Here is a 16,988-nt window from a genome sequence, read left to right as displayed (position 1 = left end):
TCTCACTGCAAACTCCTCCTCCTTCGCATCTCCCGCTTGATCAGATCAAACTCTCTGCTGCTTTGACCAGCGATCGAGGTATTTTCGGAAGCACGACGAGTAAGATATGGCATTACTTTTTCCACTGGACCATATGGCACGTATTTCACCACACGGTACCCGGCTTTTGCCAAATTGAAAGAAATATTATCACTCATTCCGTAAAGCTGAGAGAAATAAACCCGATCAGAAGTTGGATCGATTCCGCGAAGATTCATCAAATGGGTCAGATCCAGATTGCTTTTCTCATTGTGAGAAGCGCAGACGAGGTAAATCCCATTCTCAACACAATACGCTATGGCTGCATTGTAATCCCGATCAGTCGCTGCTTTATCCGGTTGGATGGGATCAGGATAGGCCATTTCTTCGGCACGCTCTCGCTCCTTTTCCATATAAGCTCCACGAACAGGCTTTGCTCCGAATAGGTAACCTTTGGCTTTTGCAATCTCAGCTGATTTCTTTAACCGCTCCAAAGAATCGTGACGATACATCTGATACGTATTGTACACCACGCAGCGCTCTTTGTTATATTTTTCCATGGCCCCATAAGCCAAGTCATCAATCGCATTTTGGAACCAACTTTCCTCTGCATCCACCAGAATCTTCAATCCCAAATCATGTGCAGCTTTACAAAGCCGATCTACCCGAGCTTTCATTCGGTTAAATGCCACCAACTCTTCGCCTGTGAGTTGTTCGCCATTTTGAATTTTGATCATTAGGTGATAATTGCCCAAACCTGTTACTTTAAATACTCCGAAAGGCATGTAATCTGTCTTGGCAGATTCTACTAGAGTCTGGTAAATTTCTTCAGTCGTGGCGTCGTAACTTTCCTCATCTCCCTTTCCCTCCACTGACAAATCCAGGATTGAATGAACCCCATATTTCGCCAAATGCTTGCAGGCCTGAATACTTTCAGCAATGGTTTCTCCCCCGCAGAAGTGCCCAAACATGGTTTTCTTCATGATTCCTTTGACAGGGATTTTGAGTTTGAAAGCTAGATTCGCCAGACCGATTCCTAGGTCAGAGATGAGATTATTGTTTAGCGTAGCAAAAATCAGGTACATTTTCCTGAGATCGGCATTGCTTTTAGAAGCAAATGCTACTTCCAGATTTTCAAAAGAAATTTTGGGTATGACGGGCATATCACTCAAATAAGGTGGCAAAGATATCAAAAAAACCTCAGGCGCTTTGCTTTTGTTCGGGATTTGGGAAGGTCGTACTTCGAAATATTACCGTGAAATTATTTCCAAAACTCCCTCGCTTTCTGATTGAATGAATTCAAAGATTTGTTGTGAATACTTCAAAAGAATCTTTTAAAATTGAATCAGTGGTAAGATTTCCTGTTCTTATCCAAATAATTTTTGGTGGGTGACCTTTTATCAAACTCAGGTCGAAAAAATCTGAATCAAAGGTAACGATCGAATACCCATTTGCTTTGACAAACAGAAAAATATCTAAATCCGATGAGTCTTCTAATCCTACATACCTTACATGCAGGAGAGGTACTTCTTACCATATAGTGCCTTTCAGGATCTTGGGAGATATATTTTGGTCAAAAAAAGCTTCAGGTTGAAAGAATTAAGGAATGATCTTTATCGGCAGCGAATTCCAAACATGCATTGATCATTTCTTCGGAGATCTCCTCAAAATCATTCATTATTTCTTCTTTGGTCATACCATTGGCCAACCAGTTGAGAACATCATAAACACTTATCCGCATACCTTTTAGGCATGGTCGACCAAATCTCTTGTCTGGCCTGATTTCAAAAAAATCACGATAATTCATAAATCTTAGTTAACCCAATCTTAGATAGGTAACGATTAATGGGGCTAATATTGTTCTTATCAATTCTCAAAACGATCTGAATTAATCTAAACCTAAAATAAAATTTTTCTTTTGTTAATTTAAAAAATTAAAATTAAGTCAAATCAAAAACTTCGATCAAATATTCTGAATATAACTTTCGAAAGTATTGAAATTAAAATAATCGCAAACAATTGAGTCTTTCGATCAAAACTTTTCAACATAATCACAAAAAAATAATTTTGTATTTAAAAATCACTCCGTTACATTTGAAACATGTTAATCACAGCAGCGATCTATTTTACTTTCTTCTATTTTTACTTTCGAAGCCAAAATCGAATCGGAGCTGTGTATATGCTAGCCAAAAACTAAAAGAAAATAAAACACACAAAAGCCCGATTCGAAAGAGTCGGGCTTTTTTCATTTAAACCGCACAAATCTATGAAGCCGCACAAACAAATTAAAGACTGGGGATTGGGATTGACTAACCCGCTGATCATCGCAGGACCTTGCTCTGCCGAAACTCCAGAACAGATCGAACAGATCTGCAAAGAGATGAAAGAAGTCCACATGATTCCTCAGCTATTCAGAGCAGGGATCTGGAAGCCAAGAACAAGACCAGGATCTTTTGAAGGTGTAGGTGAAGAAGGTTTGAAGTGGATGGAGATCGTCCGTCATCATCTCAACATCCCAATTACAGTCGAAGTTGGCAATGCTTCACACGCCGAACTAGCCCTGAAGCATAAAGTGGATGTGCTATGGATTGGAGCTAGAACCACAGTCAATCCTTTCGCAGTACAGGAAATTGCAGAAGTACTTCGAGGTGTCGACATTCCTGTGATGATCAAAAACCCGATGAATCCGGATCTTGAACTTTGGATGGGCGCATTGGAAAGAATGTACGCTGTAGGCATCGATAAACTTGCTGCAATTCACCGTGGATTCTCTGATGCCTACGATAAGCGCTATAGAAACAAGCCAAACTGGTCTATGCCAATTCACCTCAAGCGTGAGTGGACCGGAATGGAAGTAATCAATGACCCATCACATATCATGGGTAAAAGAGAGGGACTTCTCGAAGTTGCTCAAAGTGCGATGAACTTTGGTTTGGATGGATTGATGATCGAAACTCACCACGATCCGGACAAAGCTTGGTCTGATGCCAAACAGCAAGTAACGCCGGCAAGACTGCGAGAAATGATCAGCTCGATTGATTTCAAAACGCCTTTGGAAAACATGAAACCTGATGAAAGACTTCAGGATCTTCGTCGTGCGGTGGACCATTTGGATGACCAACTATTAGACATACTTCAGGAAAGATTTGCAATAATTGATCAAATAGGGGCCCACAAGCGGGAGCATCACTTGACTGTATTTCAGTCAGATCGCTGGAAAGATGTAATGGAAAGCCGCACAACTAAAGGGGTAGCAAAAAAACTGAGCGAAAAATTCATGAAGGAGTTGCTTTATTGTATCCACGAGGAATCAGTAAAACGACAAGAAAAACAACTGCGAGAGGCTGAGCCTATTAAAAAATAATCTGCTCTCAAACTTGGAAGGCAGTCCCTGTTAGCGGCTGCTTTCCTTAACTTTAAATTTGAAAAACTCCCTTTCATTTTGGATCCCATAATTTTCACTTCCGAAGCTGCGAATACCCTTTCAGGAGCCTTAGCAAGTCTATCTTACTCCCGCTTGGTAGTTTTGACGGATGCAAACACTCAGTCGAACTGTCTGCCAACAATTTTTGAGGCACTGACAAATGACTCTGTTTTTATAAGTGTCAACCCTGGAGAAATCAACAAAAATCTGGAAACCTGCTCCAAAATCTGGGCAGAAATGACTGAAGCATCACTGGATCGAAAAGCGCTGATGCTGAATCTTGGAGGTGGGGTGATTACAGATATGGGTGGCTTTTGCGCCAGCTTATATAAACGCGGAATCAGATTCATCAATATACCTACTACCCTGCTTTCGCAAGTAGATGCAAGTGTCGGGGGAAAATTGGGAGTAGATTTTAATGGGTTGAAAAACCATTTGGGAGTCTTTAATGAACCTGAGACGGTCATCATCGCTCCTGAATTTTTAAAAACTTTGCCACAGGCAGAACTTCGATCCGGTTATGCTGAGATTCTAAAACATGGGTTGATTCGTGACAAAGCTTACTTCGAAAAACTAAAATCCGAAAACTGGGAAAACCAAGATTGGGAAAGTTTGATCATGCACTCCGTTGGGATCAAAAAGGCTGTAGTCCAAGCGGACCCAAAAGAAGTTGGACTTCGGAAAATCCTGAATTTTGGACATACGATTGGACATGCTTTTGAATCCTATTTTTTGGATTCCGAAAATCACCTACTTCACGGAGAAGCGATTGCTTTGGGGATGATTTGTGAGGGATTTCTCTCATTTCAGAAAATCGGTTTCAGTTTCGAGGAATTGAATCAACTGACCAAAATGATGCTTCAGATTTACGGGAAAGTTGATTTCTCGACAGATCAACTGGACCCAATTCTGGATCTCTGCCTTCAGGACAAAAAGAACGAAGGAAGCACCCTACTTTTCTCTCTGTTGAATTCAATAGGTGATTGCGATTATAATATTCCGATCAAACGCGAGGAAATCAGGGAAGCAATCCTATACTATCACAATCTTAAAACGGCCTGAGCCTTGACTACTCAAACCATGACCCTCCTTCGCCTAAACCAAAAAAGCGAATTCACTCCTTCGCGCATTCCACTACCCTCTTCCAAGAGTGAATCCAATCGTGCTTTGGTGATTGATGCGTTGACTGAAGGCGAAAATAAAATTACAAACCTCGCCGAAGCAAGAGATACGCAGACCATGATCCGATTGCTGGAGAAAAATCCTCCACTGTTTGACGTACTTGATGCGGGAACGACCATGCGATTTTTGACGGCTTATGCTTCGGTAACCAATCAGAAAAAGGTCATGACCGGAACTGCCAGAATGTGCGAGCGTCCCATTGGAATTTTGGTGGATGCGCTCAGAACCATCGGTGCTGAAATCCACTATTTGAATATCGAAGGCTATCCCCCGCTTGCGATCCATGGTCTTCCTGAGCAAAAATCAGATCAAGTCAAAATCCGAGGAGACGTTTCCAGTCAGTACATCTCCGCAATGCTGATGATTGCCCCTATCTTACCGAAGGGTTTGGAAATCGAACTCGAAGGAAAAGTCGGCAGCCAAACTTACATTGAAATGACGCTGGAGCTCATGGCTCAGTTTGGGATCAACTACACTTGGGAAAACAACAAAATCAAAGTCTCGCATCAAAGCTATCAACCTACCACTTTTGCTGTGGAAAGTGACTGGTCTGGAGCTAGCTATTGGTTCAGTTTATTAGCCTGTGCGGATTCTGGAGCATTTTTTCTGGAAGGCTTGAAAGAAAACAGTTTGCAGGGTGACTCCAAGATCGTGGAGATCATGGATCATCTTGGAATCAAAAGCACCTTTGAAAAAGGAGGAGTTTTACTCAAAAAACAAGCTGTAAAAGGGCTGAAAAACTGGGACTTCACGCATTGTCCAGACTTGGCTCAAACGGTGGCTGTGACTTGCGCTATCCTAGGTCAGAATGCGATTTTCACCGGATTGGAAAGTTTGAAAATCAAAGAAACCGACCGAATCTTCGCCTTACAGCAGGAATTGGCCAAGTTCAATGCCGACCTAAAAGAAATCGAACCGGGAGTCTACCAAGTCATCCCATCTGTGACCATGCCACGCCAAGTGCAAATCCACACCTATGATGATCATCGGATGGCGATGGCATTTATGCCTCTTTTGACCAAAACGGATGTATTGATAGAAGATCCCGAAGTAGTCAACAAATCTTATCCAAGTTTCTGGAAACATTGTGAATTGCTTGCAATTTCCAGGGAAAAACAAGTGGAGTTATGAGTTTGAAAATTGCCATTCAAGGCGTTCCGGGATCATTTCACCATCAAGTTGCCTTGATTAATTTTGGCTCAGAAGCTGAGATTATCCCCTTCAACACCTTTGAACCTGTCGCTAAATCCATCGCAAAAGGCGAAGCTGACTTTGGGGTAATGGCGATTGAAAACTCTATTGCAGGAGCTATTCTGCCCAATTACGACTTGATCGACCGCTATGAATTGAGCATTCGGGATGAGTTTTATCTGCCGATTGCACATCAGTTTATGGCTTTGCCAGGACAAAAAATCGAGGAAATCCAAGAAGTCCGCTCTCATCCTATGGCAATTTTGCAGTGCAAGGCATTTTTAGCGAAGTATCCTCAAATTCAGCAATTTGATGATGTGGATACGGCTTCGGTAGCCAAACGGATTTTGGAGGAAAAGTTGTCAGGAGTGGCTGCCATTGCCAGTGAAATAGCGGCCGAAATTTATGGATTGGAGATTTTGTCTCGCGATATCCAGACTATCCATGACAACTTTACCCGATTCATTATTTTGCAAAAAGAAAAAATCAAATCAAAAGTAATCCCAAATAAGGCATCATTTAAGGTAACCATTCAAAACCAAAAAGGTGGATTGGCCAAACTTCTGACAATGATTGCTGAAAAAGGACTTGATTTGAGTAAAATCCAGTCCATTCCAGTGATCGAAAAACCATGGGAATACGCATTTTTTATAGATGCAGAATTTGATGATTATTTTAAGTTTAAAGAGGCAATGCGCTTGGCGGAAATGGATTTTGGAGGAGTGAAAATTTTCGGAGAATATACCAGCAGAAAGGCATGAAGGGTTTTGCAAATCGAGTGGAAACAGTCCAAGAGTATTACTTTTCAGCGAAGCTAAGAGAGGTAAATCAACTCATAGCAGACGGTAAACCTGTGATCAATTTGGGAATTGGAAGCCCAGATTTGGCGCCGGATCGAATGGTGATTGATTCGCTGAAAAGCACGGTGGAGCATCCACGAGCACATGGCTATCAAAACTACCAAGGCATCTCGGAGCTTCGGATAGCAATGGCAGAGTTCTACTCAAGAGAATATCACGTGACCTTAAATCCCAAGAAGGAAATCCTTCCGCTGATGGGTTCCAAAGAAGGCATCATGCACCTCAGTATGGCGTTTCTGAATCCTGGAGATCAAGTTTTGATTCCTGATCCAGGATACCCGACTTATACTTCTGTGACGGATTTGCTAGGTGCTGTACCGATTTTTTACAGTTTGGATTTGGAGAAAAAAGGCCGACCAAATCTGGAAGACTTGGAAATGCTTGATCTGAGTAAGGTCAAAATCATGTGGATTAACTATCCACACATGCCAACTGGGGCTATCGGAAGCATAGAAATTTTCACCGAATTGCTTGCTTTCGCAAAAAAGCATGACATCGTTTTGCTTCATGACAATCCATACAGCCACATACTGAACCCGGAACCACTAAGTATTTTATCCATTCCTGGAGGAAAGGATGTTGCCTTGGAATTGAATTCGCTGAGTAAAACATTTAACATGCCGGGTTGGAGAGTGGGAATGCTTTGCGGCAGGGCAGATTGGGTTGAGGCTGTGCTCAAAGTCAAATCCAACATGGACTCAGGCATGTTTCTTGGAATCCAAAAAGGAGCCATAGCAGCTTTGAGTTTAAGAAAAAATTGGTTTTCTGATTTGGATGAACAATATCAAAATCGGAGAAATTTGGTTTGGAAACTTGCCGATCAGATGAATCTGAGCTATAAAAAAGATACTGCTGGGCTTTTCGTTTGGTGCAAAGTCCCAGAGGGAAAAACTGCCGACGAACTGGTAGATTTCCTGCTTTACGAGAAAAATATATTTATCACTCCGGGGAGAATTTTCGGACCTGCAGGGGAAGGCTATGTCCGAATTTCGCTTTGCATGCCCGAATTCAAAATCCTGGAAGCTATCAATCGCATCAAATCATAACGACTATGCAAAAAATACACATCATTGGTCTTGGCCTTTTGGGAGGTTCTTTCGGTTTGGGAGCCAGACAAAAATTCCCTGAGCTCATCATCACAGGATACGACGCCAATCCTCAGAACCTTAAGGACGCGCTTACCCTTGGCATTATCACCCAAGCAAAAGAAACTCCGGATTCGGATACTGACTTAGTCATTCTGGCAACTCCTGCGGATGCTTTGGGAAAAATCCTGATCGATACCTTAAATCAAATTGGAGAAAATACCTTGGTATTTGATGTCGGATCAACCAAATCAAAACTTTGTGGAATGATGGCAGATCACCCTAAGCGCAAGCAATATCTCGCCGCCCACCCGATTGCAGGAACTGAATATTCAGGACCGAAAGCTGCCATGGCTGATCTCCTCTACCGAAAAGTATTGATCATCTGCGAACTGGAAAAAACCGATCTTCATTTGAAAGAAAAGGCCTACCAGCTTTTTGATGCGCTGAATGTAAAGTTGCGTTTCATGGATCCTGAGGAGCATGATCGCCATTTGGCGTTTGTGTCACACCTATCGCATATTTCTTCCTTTATGCTTGGTGAAACAGTCCTACAGAAAATGGCGGATGACAAAAACATCTTTGATATGGCAGGTTCGGGTTTTGCTTCGACTGTTCGATTGGCCAAGTCCAGCCCTGCGATGTGGGCACCAATTTTCATAGAGAACAAAGAAAATATTCTGAGTGCATTGGATGGGTATATTTCCAATCTGACTGCATTCAGGAATAAAATTGAGAAAGAAGACAATCAAGGACTCTTTGAGGAAATGGCTGAGATCAATAAGATTCGGGATATTCTTGAGCTTGGTAAATGATTTGAAATTCGGAGTTCGGATTTCAGACTTCGGATTTCGGATTTCGGATTTTTTCGTCCAAACGAAAAAGAAACCTCAAATTCTAAAAAATTTAGGATTTTGAGGTTTTTTGGTTTTTGCGGGTGGTATTAATGGTGGATACAACTATAGCCAATAATTCATTGCACTCTTTCCATAAAGGATCAACTTGTTCAGAATTAGCTAATCCAGATTCTACGATTAATTCCAACCAATACAATGTTTCATCCGATTCTTCCTCGACAATACCCAATTTCGATAAAAATTCAGCTGTAGATCGCCCTCTTAAAGCAGCGCGATAATTCGCACCCATCGATGTTGCCGAACTTATAATTTGATTGCTAATTGTAAAAGTTGAATTTCTTCTAGGCAATGTCTCACATAATTTAATGACAGATAGGGCAAAATTTTTAAATCGGATTTTAAGTTGCTCTTTCATAAAAGTTTAAATTAATAGGTGGAAAATTGGTAAATTTCAATTTACTAAATTTCGATAATAATCTAATTATCTGATATTTAGACTAATATTAAATTATTTCACCGCAACCGAAATCCGAAATCCCATATCCGAAATTCATTCGCTTTCAAACCTATGAAAAAATATACCTTAACCTTTCTTATCCTCTTTGCCACATTCATCGTCAAGGCCCAAGAATCCTGGATCACTATCCAACCTGAAACCGAAGCCACCTCACGCCATGAAAGTTCATTTGTGGAGTGTGATGGGAAGCTTTATGCACTTGGCGGCCGTGGTGAGAGACCTGTTGATCAATATGACCCAAGAACTAACACCTGGACTAAGCTCGCTGATGCTCCGATGGAAATTCATCATTTTCAGGCGGTTTCTTACAAAAGTGAAATATGGGTTGTTGGAGCGCTGACTGGCGGATATCCTCACGAGACACCCATTCCGAACATTTTAATCTTCAATCCAAAAACAAAAACGTGGAGGGATGGGCCCAAACTTCCTGAAAATAGAGAACGGGGTTCTGCTGGAGTTTTTGTAAGAAAGGATAAGATCTACATGGTTTGTGGAATTCAGGACGGTCACTACGATGGGTTTGTTCGCTGGTTTGATGAATTGGATCCAGCAACCGGAGTTTGGACTGCACTTCCAAGCGCACCAAGAGCTAGAGACCACGTCAGTGCGGCTTTGGTTGGCGACAAACTTTATCTGGCTGGTGGAAGAACTTCCTACGCCAAAATTGGTAAGGTGCTAGAACTGACAACCAAAGAAATTGACTACTATGATTTCAAAACCAAAAAATGGACAACCATAGAAACTGAAATTCCCACTCAACGAGCAGGAAATTCAAATCTGGGAATTGGGCATTTCCTAGTTATACTTAACGGCGAAAGCCAAGCACAAACACCTGCACATGCTGAAGTCGAGGTTTTAGACACCAGAACTCATACTTGGAGCACCTTACCCAACCTAACGCAAGGTCGTCATGGCACAGGGGTGGCATTTCTGGATGGAAAAATCTACGTTCATGCAGGTTCGGCTAATCGTGGCGGCGGTCCGGAGATTAATACGATGGAGGTGATTGAGTGGAGGAAATAAGGAGTAGGCAGTCGCAGTGATCAGTCTCAGTGGTCAGTAGGCAGTCACAGTTGGCAGTGTTATCAGTTATTCGGTAAAAAGTAAGTAGTAAAGGGTAAGTGGTGAGTTGAGTTTGACAAGGCACTTCATCATAGGAAATTTAACATTAGCCTTTCGTTATTTTGAGATAATCAAAATTTCAGAAACTTCGAAATCAGATTTTGGCTCGTAATTCGTAAATCGTATTTCTTAAATATTCCTAATTCCACCATTTTAAAAAAGGCCAACTGTAGCTCTTTCATTTCTGGTTCGTCTTTTGTCTACACAATCCCGAAAACTTAAAAAACTATGCAACGAATCCTGATTTTATTCCTAGCCTTTGCGATGGCCTCCCCTGTTTTAGCGCAGCAAATCCAACAAGTACCAATTATTGAAGTAGAAGGCTTTTCCGAGCGAAAAATCGCAGCAGATGAAGCTGTTTTCGCCATAAATCTGGAAGAAAAATCCATGAAGGTGCCTGATGCGGTAAATGTACTTAACAGAAAAACTCAACGCCTCTCTGATGCGCTTAAAAAAGCGAAGATCAGAGATTATAAGCTGGTTGCTGACAATTATTCGGTGAATGTAAATCGTATTTACCAAAATGGTACAGCTAGCGACAATGGTTATGTAGCGCGTCAAAGCCTAAGAATCGTTACTTCTGTAACCAACGAAGATTTGCAAAAAATTGCGGCCGCGATCCAGGAAGCAGGTGATATGAGCTACAATCTCCAATTTGGAATCGCTGAAGCTACACGTAAATCACTCGAAAATGCACTTCTCACTGAGGCCTTGAAAGATGCCGAAGCTCGGGCCATGTTGATCGGAAACACCTTGGCGATTAGAGGTCTTCGGGTATTCAGCGTAACGATGGAGCCAAACTACCGGCCGCAGCCTATGTATATGAATGCAAAAGTAGCTATGGCAGAGTCGGCGGACATGCTGATCGAAACTGACGATCAAACACTTACTAAGCGGGTTTACGTGAAATATACCTACTAAAAATAAGTCATTAATGATTCTTAAAAAGCCTAGTTCTCACTGGGCTTTTTCCTTTTTCAAAGTTCCTTTCCAAAAACTTGATTGGCGGTTTCTGGCTTGTTGTACTTTTTCAGCAAATTAGTAGTCTTCATTAGACCACTCAACATGAAATCTCTTTCTTCACTTCTCTTGCTTGCATTCATGGGTTTTGGATGCACACCAACAGACCCGATCGTTGGTCAAACTGAGATCACGAAGTTTCAGGGAAATAAAAAAGGTGCCATATCCGTCACCTATGATGATGGCATAATTAATCAATTCACTATCGCCAAGCCCATCATGGACAGCCTTGGGCTCCCCGCTACTTTTTACATTATTACTGGAAAAGTAAAAGGATCTGGAAAGGGAAAATTCATCGGAAGAGACCCAAAAGTAATCATTGCTGAAACTGCCACAATCAAAACCGATTCGACCAACTTTCTCGAACGGGCGTCATTGATTGCATTTACCGGAACTAGTGAAGCAGAGGACTACCACGCTCGTGCAGGTTCGCTTTTTGAGCAGGGAAAAGTAGACGAAGCCCATGCCCTGATCGATGAGGGTTATGCCAAAGTTCGAAAAGGAACAATGAAGAACACCAACGATGTGGTCTTTCACAACAATGTCGAAGACACCACCTCTTGGGAGCAATACAAATCTTACTCCGCTCAAGGCCATGAAATCGCTTCTCACACGGTAACACATCCCCGATTGGCAGCTTTGGATGAAGTCAATATGCTGTATGAGTTGGAGCAGAGTAAAGCAGACCTACTAAAATTCATTGGTCCAGAATCCACTTTTACTGCTGAAGGACCCTATGGTACCGAAAATGAACGCGTGATGGAATATGCACACAAAGTCTATCCTTCCCTTCGCAACCGAATGCCAGAGGAATGGCTGGAAGAAATTAACCGTGGGAGCCGCGTGAACCCAGGAGAATCTACCAAAGAATATGTGCAATGGCAGCGTGGTCCGATAACCCGCATCGATATCAATCAGATGAAAGCTTGGGTGGATACGGTCATGACACATGACAATACTTGGCTAGTCCTTGTATTTCATGGGGTAGAAAATCTTGGCTGGGAGCCAAAAACAAGGCCTGAACTCGTGGAGTATTTTTCTTACATGAAGGCTTATGCGCAGGATTTATGGATTGCAACTTTCCGGGATGTAACCAAATACCTTCGACAGCGAATAGCAACTCAAGTCAGTGCGAAAGTAGAGGGAAATGCAATCACCATAAACTTGAATTCTTCCCTTGATCCGGAGATTTATTCCATACCGCTAACTTTGAAAACCTATATTCCAGCAAATTGGACGTCTGCTCGAGTCATCCAAGGCCAAGAAAACAATACGCTACAAATCCAAAAGGATGAAAAAGGAAGTTTTGTGATTTATGATGGAAAGCCGGAAGGAGGAGTAATAGTTTTGAAGGAAGGGAATTAAATCTCTTCTTTCAAAACAACCCTAAAAGTCGCCCCCACTCCCTCTTCACTTTCTACGAGAATTTTTGCTCCGATACTTTCGGCAAATTCCTGACTAAGCATCAACCCAATGCCTGTTCCTGATTCGCCTGCGGTGCCTTTTTGAGAATTAACCCGATCGGAAAATAGTTTGGAAAGCATTTCAGGAGACATTCCATGTCCACTGTCTTTTATCCTGATTTCATTTGAACTCGGATAGTCGACCAAGACTTCACCACCTTCCGGAGTGAATTTGATCGCATTCATAAGAATGTTTCGTACGACAAAGCTTAAGCGTTCTCGATCTGTGGTGATTTCATATCCTTGCCCGTTTTCATGCCTGAAATCAAGATTTTTATGTACCAATTGAGGCTTCAGTAGCTCCACACTTTCATGTACTATTTCCCCAAGATCGAATTTACTAAGTTGAACCTCTTCCGCACCCATCTGCTCTCTGGACCAAATCAATAGATTATTAAGCATTTGAGAAAGTGAATGAGTATCTCTAGCAATCATGGGCATAACCTCACGTAGTTCCTCTTCTGAGAGCATCTTTTTATCCCAAAGTTGTATAATACTGTGCAGAGAGGAAAAAGGCGCACGAAGATCATGTGAAATAACCGAGAAAATCTTGTCTCTAAATCGATTGGCCTTTGTCAATCCAAGGTTGGCCTGATTGAGTTTGTCTGCTTGAGTTTGAATTTGTTGGGTTTGAGCTTGGGCAAGGTTATGAGCTTTTTCAAGCGCATCATGAGCCCGTTTGAGTTTTTGATTGTTCCTTTTTTGAACCCAGACCAAAACCCCAAACACTAATAAAAGTAGACCTGAACCGATCAGTAATTCGTTTCTTCTGCGAAGAGAGAGGTCCAAAAACTCCTGGTCTTGAATCAAGCGATCATTTTCAAGTTCTTTCTTTTCTGTTTCGTATTGAACCAAAAGCTCCTCTCGGATTTTTTGGCGATTTTCATTAAAAATTGCATCATCCGCTTCTTTTTTTACTTTCAGATATTCATAAGCACTCTTATAATCATTCATCCCAACTGCAGCTTCTACCAAATATTCTGCTGCCACAGAGATGAAAAAGTATGAATTAGCATCCTTCGCAATTCGATACGCTTGCAAACCATACGCCTTAACTTGAGCAAAATCCTTCACTTGCAAATAGTAATTTGAAAGCTCATTCAAAACGGAAATTTTGCTTTCAATATCTTGATTGGAATCGGCAATAGATAGCGCTCGAACGAGGTAGCTTCCCGCCTTTTCCCGATCAGACTTTTGACTAAGTCCCGCCAATTGTGTGAGGGTCTTTACTGAGCCACGAAAATCACCAAGCTCTTCTTTAATTTTCAGCGATTTTTGAAGGTAATCAAGGGCTAAATCATAGTCTTCCTGATTCCCATTTTTGGTCCAACGGTCACTATGATAGTTTCCTAAATTATTATAGATCAAAGACTGGCCACGAAGATTTTTAAGTGCCACACCATACATAAGTGCCTTTTGGTACATCTCAGCTGCTTTTGCCATTTCTCCATTTCGGTAATAGACGTTTCCGATATTGAGATTAGATTCCAGCAGCCCTGTAGAGTCTTGGAGATTTTCCCGGATTTGGAGCGCTTCAAGGTGGGTCTTGAGTGCGTCCTCGTAGTCTGAACGGATCAACTGTGCAACGCCCTTAATATTGAGCGCATTTCCTTTGACTTTCTCCAAACCCAGCTTTTCAGCTAGCTGAATTGAATTTTTGGCAAAATAGATGGCCGTGTCCTGATCTATTCCAAAGAAGTACTTTCCGAGATCGTAGTAAAGGACAGCCTTGAGCGAGTCATTATCAGTTTTGGAAATCAGATTTTGAATGCTGTCCGGATATGCTTGCGGTGACTGAAATGGAATCCATAAAACTAAAAAAAGAGCTAACATATTTAAAAGGGAGAAGTAATAAGTCAAATTAGGTTTGGCATAAATATGCACCTATTGATCAAAAATCCAAAACCACTCAACCTTAATAACTCCTTTTTGAATATTGATGCTAATAAAAAACCTAAAAAAGTAAAACTCCGACAAAAAATACGATACCTATCGCTAATCCAAGCACAAATACTTCGTATGCCTTTCGAATCAATTTATACTTTCGGTCCAAAACCTTTCCCTGATAATAAAGCGAAATTGACATATGGTCTTGAATCGTGTCTTTTGCAGTGAGCATCTTGCGTGTCTCTTCCAAGTAGTCCTCCATCGTGTATCTGGCACTTTCTCCAAAAAACATCAAACTTGATTTGGGTGGAATTTGCCCCGTTTTGGCCTTTCCAATTATTGATGGCTTTGCGGCCTGCACGGCCAACATGGTGGAGGAAAGAATGACAGTGAGGAATAATAAAATAGGTATAATAGTAAATGGTGAATTGATTTCAATCAAATTGGACATGGAACCATAGCCCAGAATTGCTATGGTGGATGAAATCACTAGGGCATTGATACTGATTATTATGTTCGCTTTGTTGTCGGCGATTTGGAGGAGATTACAGTTATTTTTAAAGGTGACACGGTAAAAAGTCTGCCGCTCACGCTCGGTTTTGTCCTTGTCTTTCTTTTTCTCCAAAATTGGCTCTTCCATAGGTCGGGGGTATTTGATTTGAAATTAAGGAATATTTTAAAGTTAGAAACATGAATTGGACAGATTTTCTAGAGCATGCTTTTTTTACCACTGAGTTCTCAAAGGTTAAATTAGAGAGCGCAAAGGATTTGATAAAGTTTTAAGGCTTTAAAAATGTGATTGCCACGAAGACTCCAAGGCGCTAAGTTTTGGTCACAGATGAAAGGAATGAGCACAGATTAAATTGCATCTGTGCTCATCTGAGCCATCTGTGAGCTTTTTCAACAAAAGAATGCAATCACCAGGACTGCCTTAATTTTTTCATACTTCTGATTTAATACTTCTGATTTGGTTCTGCCTACCGCCTTCGACTCCGCTCAGGCTGACACCAGACTCTGCTAACTGCGACTGACAACTGATTCACTGTGGGTTTATCCGTGAAATCTGTGAGCAAAAAAAAGACAGCCACAAGGGACTGCCTTTTCTATTTCAGATTTCTGATTATATACTTCTGAATTCCTAACCTGCCTTCGACTTCCCGCCATGGCGGGCAAGCTGCTCAGGCTGATACCAGACTCTGCTAACTGCGACTGACCACTGCCGACTAAACAGCTGGTTCCTGCTGACTCAAGCAATGAAAAGATCCCAATCCCCAAATGATATCAGTACTGTCAATTCCTACCACTTTTCGCTTTGGAAAGCAATCCGTCAGGATATCCAAGGCTTTTTGGTCGTTTTTGTCTCGGAATGTCGGGACGACAACTACCTCATTTCCAATGTAGAAATTTGCATAAGAAGCCGGAAGTCGCTGATCTTCATAGTTCACCGGACTTGGCATTGGCAACTCGATGATATTTAACTGTTTATCATTTTCCAACCGCATCTTTTTGAGAAGCTTCAAGTTCTCGTCAAGGATCGCATGGTTTTCGTCCGATTTGTTTTCCTCCACCACGGTCACCACAGTATCTTCATTCACAAAACGCGTGATGTCATCGATATGACCGTCAGTGTCGTCACCGATGATTCCATCTTCTACCCAAAGAATATGCTTCACTCCATAGTAGTCGCGAAGATATTTTTCGATTTGAGATTGGTTCAGGGTTGGGTTTCGGTTTTCATTGAGAAGACAGGCCGTTGAAGTCAGCAGCGTTCCTTTTCCGTTGAATTCTACCGAACCGCCTTCCATCACGATCCCGGGTCTAAAACAGGGAACAGCCAACTCTGTAGCGATATGTAGCGGAATTAAGTTGTCCAGGTCGTGGGGAGGATATTTCTCTCCCCAAGCGTTGTATTCCCATTTGACGATGGCCTTCTTATACTCCGAATCAGGATTAATAACAAAAGCGGGTCCATGATCCCTACACCAAGCATCATTGGTTGGAAATAAGTGAAAAGTCACATTACTGAGCTTTACGCCAGCTTCCTTAAGATGCTTCACAGCAAAAGCCTTCATTTCGGCATCAGCCACATTGATGTTGATCTTTTGAGCCGCGGCTACTTCTTTGATGAATTGAGAGTAAGGCGCATAGATCTTCTCGATTTTCCCCGGCCAGCTTTCTTCCTTGTGCGGCCAACTCAGCCACATGGATTCCTGTGGCGCAAATTCCGCAGGGAAATAATAGCCCAATTCCGCCGGAGTGGCAGCACCGCTTCGGGCAAGTTCAAAAACATCTCTCATGAGTATTCGATTAGTTAAAAGCAGTTCTTCTATAACGCCAAATAAGATTTCTCGTTGTTCAGAGG

General features: G+C 41.9%; 16 protein-coding genes. 9 read left to right on the top strand and 7 right to left on the bottom strand.

All coding sequences use genetic code 11. From position 1 onward, the window contains the following. Positions 1–2: 2 nt before the first annotated feature. The 3 genes from ACK4HU_RS14365 to ACK4HU_RS14355 all read right to left on the bottom strand — a co-directional run bounded on the left by ACK4HU_RS14365 (position 3) and on the right by ACK4HU_RS14355 (position 1,825). Positions 3–1,181: a proline dehydrogenase family protein gene (locus ACK4HU_RS14365; protein WP_409807863.1), complete on the bottom strand. Its 1,179-nt coding sequence runs from the start codon at positions 1,179–1,181 to the stop codon at positions 3–5. A gap of 136 nt (positions 1,182–1,317) precedes the next feature. Beyond that, the gene (locus tag ACK4HU_RS14360) at positions 1,318–1,485 is read right to left on the bottom strand and encodes a DUF5615 family PIN-like protein (protein ID WP_409807909.1); all 168 of its coding nucleotides are present in this window, start codon (positions 1,483–1,485) and stop codon (positions 1,318–1,320) included. Positions 1,486–1,603: 118 nt separating this feature from the next. After that, positions 1,604–1,825 (bottom strand): DUF433 domain-containing protein, encoded by a 222-nt coding sequence (locus tag ACK4HU_RS14355; protein WP_409807862.1) that lies wholly within the window; start codon positions 1,823–1,825, stop codon positions 1,604–1,606. A 459-nt stretch (positions 1,826–2,284) separates the two neighbouring features. On the opposite strand from ACK4HU_RS14355, the gene ACK4HU_RS14350 reads away from it, so the two are divergent. From ACK4HU_RS14350 to ACK4HU_RS14325, 6 genes are all read left to right on the top strand, one after another. Next, a complete protein-coding gene (locus ACK4HU_RS14350; RefSeq protein WP_409807861.1) occupies positions 2,285–3,382 on the top strand; it encodes a chorismate mutase in 1,098 nt (365 codons plus the stop codon). Between the two features lie 78 nt (positions 3,383–3,460). Next, positions 3,461–4,504 carry a 3-dehydroquinate synthase gene (gene aroB, locus ACK4HU_RS14345; RefSeq protein WP_409807859.1) on the top strand — a complete coding sequence of 348 codons (1,044 nt, stop codon included), beginning with the start codon at positions 3,461–3,463 and terminating at the stop codon, positions 4,502–4,504. A gap of 18 nt (positions 4,505–4,522) precedes the next feature. Continuing rightward, positions 4,523–5,755: a 3-phosphoshikimate 1-carboxyvinyltransferase gene (locus tag ACK4HU_RS14340; protein WP_409807857.1), complete on the top strand. Its 1,233-nt coding sequence runs from the start codon at positions 4,523–4,525 to the stop codon at positions 5,753–5,755. Beyond that, the gene (locus ACK4HU_RS14335) at positions 5,752–6,576 is read left to right on the top strand and encodes a prephenate dehydratase (protein WP_409807856.1); all 825 of its coding nucleotides are present in this window, start codon (positions 5,752–5,754) and stop codon (positions 6,574–6,576) included. The genes ACK4HU_RS14340 and ACK4HU_RS14335 overlap by 4 nt, the downstream gene beginning before the upstream one ends. Next, positions 6,573–7,721 carry a pyridoxal phosphate-dependent aminotransferase gene (locus ACK4HU_RS14330; protein ID WP_409807854.1) on the top strand — a complete coding sequence of 383 codons (1,149 nt, stop codon included), beginning with the start codon at positions 6,573–6,575 and terminating at the stop codon, positions 7,719–7,721. Before ACK4HU_RS14335 ends, ACK4HU_RS14330 begins: the two co-directional genes overlap by 4 nt. A gap of 5 nt (positions 7,722–7,726) precedes the next feature. After that, a complete protein-coding gene (locus ACK4HU_RS14325) occupies positions 7,727–8,575 on the top strand; it encodes a prephenate dehydrogenase (RefSeq protein ID WP_409807852.1) in 849 nt (282 codons plus the stop codon). A gap of 91 nt (positions 8,576–8,666) precedes the next feature. Here ACK4HU_RS14325 and ACK4HU_RS14320 read toward each other — a convergent pair whose 3' ends face one another. Then, a complete protein-coding gene (locus tag ACK4HU_RS14320) occupies positions 8,667–9,032 on the bottom strand; it encodes a four helix bundle protein (RefSeq protein WP_409807850.1) in 366 nt (121 codons plus the stop codon). Positions 9,033–9,185: 153 nt separating this feature from the next. Between ACK4HU_RS14320 and ACK4HU_RS14315 the strand changes: the two genes are divergently transcribed. From ACK4HU_RS14315 to ACK4HU_RS14305, 3 genes are all read left to right on the top strand, one after another. Then, positions 9,186–10,157: a Kelch repeat-containing protein gene (locus ACK4HU_RS14315; protein WP_409807848.1), complete on the top strand. Its 972-nt coding sequence runs from the start codon at positions 9,186–9,188 to the stop codon at positions 10,155–10,157. A 327-nt stretch (positions 10,158–10,484) separates the two neighbouring features. Further along, complete coding sequence (locus tag ACK4HU_RS14310; RefSeq protein WP_409807846.1) at positions 10,485–11,177, top strand: SIMPL domain-containing protein; 693 nt, start codon at positions 10,485–10,487, stop codon at positions 11,175–11,177. Between the two features lie 144 nt (positions 11,178–11,321). Beyond that, on the top strand, positions 11,322–12,641 hold the full coding sequence (locus ACK4HU_RS14305; RefSeq protein ID WP_409807845.1) for a polysaccharide deacetylase family protein: 1,320 nt from the start codon (positions 11,322–11,324) through the stop codon (positions 12,639–12,641). Here ACK4HU_RS14305 and ACK4HU_RS14300 read toward each other — a convergent pair. The 3 genes from ACK4HU_RS14300 to ACK4HU_RS14290 form a co-directional block, all read right to left on the bottom strand. After that, positions 12,638–14,572 carry an ATP-binding protein gene (locus ACK4HU_RS14300; protein WP_409807843.1) on the bottom strand — a complete coding sequence of 645 codons (1,935 nt, stop codon included), beginning with the start codon at positions 14,570–14,572 and terminating at the stop codon, positions 12,638–12,640. The two genes, ACK4HU_RS14305 and ACK4HU_RS14300, sit on opposite strands and share 4 nt — an antisense overlap. A 121-nt stretch (positions 14,573–14,693) precedes the next feature. Next, entirely contained in the window at positions 14,694–15,266 is a 573-nt protein-coding gene (locus tag ACK4HU_RS14295) for a Pycsar system effector family protein (protein WP_409807841.1), read from the bottom strand. A 583-nt stretch (positions 15,267–15,849) separates the two neighbouring features. Then, a complete protein-coding gene (locus tag ACK4HU_RS14290; protein ID WP_409807840.1) occupies positions 15,850–16,923 on the bottom strand; it encodes an agmatine/peptidylarginine deiminase in 1,074 nt (357 codons plus the stop codon). Positions 16,924–16,988: the final 65 nt, after the last annotated feature.

The organism is Algoriphagus sp. (assembly GCF_046296635.1).
Lineage (GTDB): Bacteria > Bacteroidota > Bacteroidia > Cytophagales > Cyclobacteriaceae > Algoriphagus.
This window is presented reverse-complemented; position numbering and strand designations above follow the sequence as displayed.

Bases quoted from the DNA above. Each gene is read 5' to 3' on its own strand.
- ACK4HU_RS14365 (WP_409807863.1), bottom strand. From the start codon at position 1,181: ATGCCCGTCATACCCAAAATTTCTTTTGAAAATCTGGAAGTAGCATTT.
- ACK4HU_RS14355 (WP_409807862.1), bottom strand. From the start codon at position 1,825: ATGAATTATCGTGATTTTTTTGAAATCAGGCCAGACAAGAGATTTGGT.
- ACK4HU_RS14350 (WP_409807861.1), top strand. From the start codon at position 2,285: ATGAAGCCGCACAAACAAATTAAAGACTGGGGATTGGGATTGACTAAC.
- ACK4HU_RS14340 (WP_409807857.1), top strand. From the start codon at position 4,523: ATGACCCTCCTTCGCCTAAACCAAAAAAGCGAATTCACTCCTTCGCGC.
- ACK4HU_RS14335 (WP_409807856.1), top strand. From the start codon at position 5,752: ATGAGTTTGAAAATTGCCATTCAAGGCGTTCCGGGATCATTTCACCAT.
- ACK4HU_RS14330 (WP_409807854.1), top strand. From the start codon at position 6,573: ATGAAGGGTTTTGCAAATCGAGTGGAAACAGTCCAAGAGTATTACTTT.
- ACK4HU_RS14325 (WP_409807852.1), top strand. From the start codon at position 7,727: ATGCAAAAAATACACATCATTGGTCTTGGCCTTTTGGGAGGTTCTTTC.
- ACK4HU_RS14320 (WP_409807850.1), bottom strand. From the start codon at position 9,032: ATGAAAGAGCAACTTAAAATCCGATTTAAAAATTTTGCCCTATCTGTC.
- ACK4HU_RS14315 (WP_409807848.1), top strand. From the start codon at position 9,186: ATGAAAAAATATACCTTAACCTTTCTTATCCTCTTTGCCACATTCATC.
- ACK4HU_RS14310 (WP_409807846.1), top strand. From the start codon at position 10,485: ATGCAACGAATCCTGATTTTATTCCTAGCCTTTGCGATGGCCTCCCCT.
- ACK4HU_RS14305 (WP_409807845.1), top strand. From the start codon at position 11,322: ATGAAATCTCTTTCTTCACTTCTCTTGCTTGCATTCATGGGTTTTGGA.
- ACK4HU_RS14300 (WP_409807843.1), bottom strand. From the start codon at position 14,572: ATGTTAGCTCTTTTTTTAGTTTTATGGATTCCATTTCAGTCACCGCAA.
- ACK4HU_RS14295 (WP_409807841.1), bottom strand. From the start codon at position 15,266: ATGGAAGAGCCAATTTTGGAGAAAAAGAAAGACAAGGACAAAACCGAG.
- ACK4HU_RS14290 (WP_409807840.1), bottom strand. From the start codon at position 16,923: ATGAGAGATGTTTTTGAACTTGCCCGAAGCGGTGCTGCCACTCCGGCG.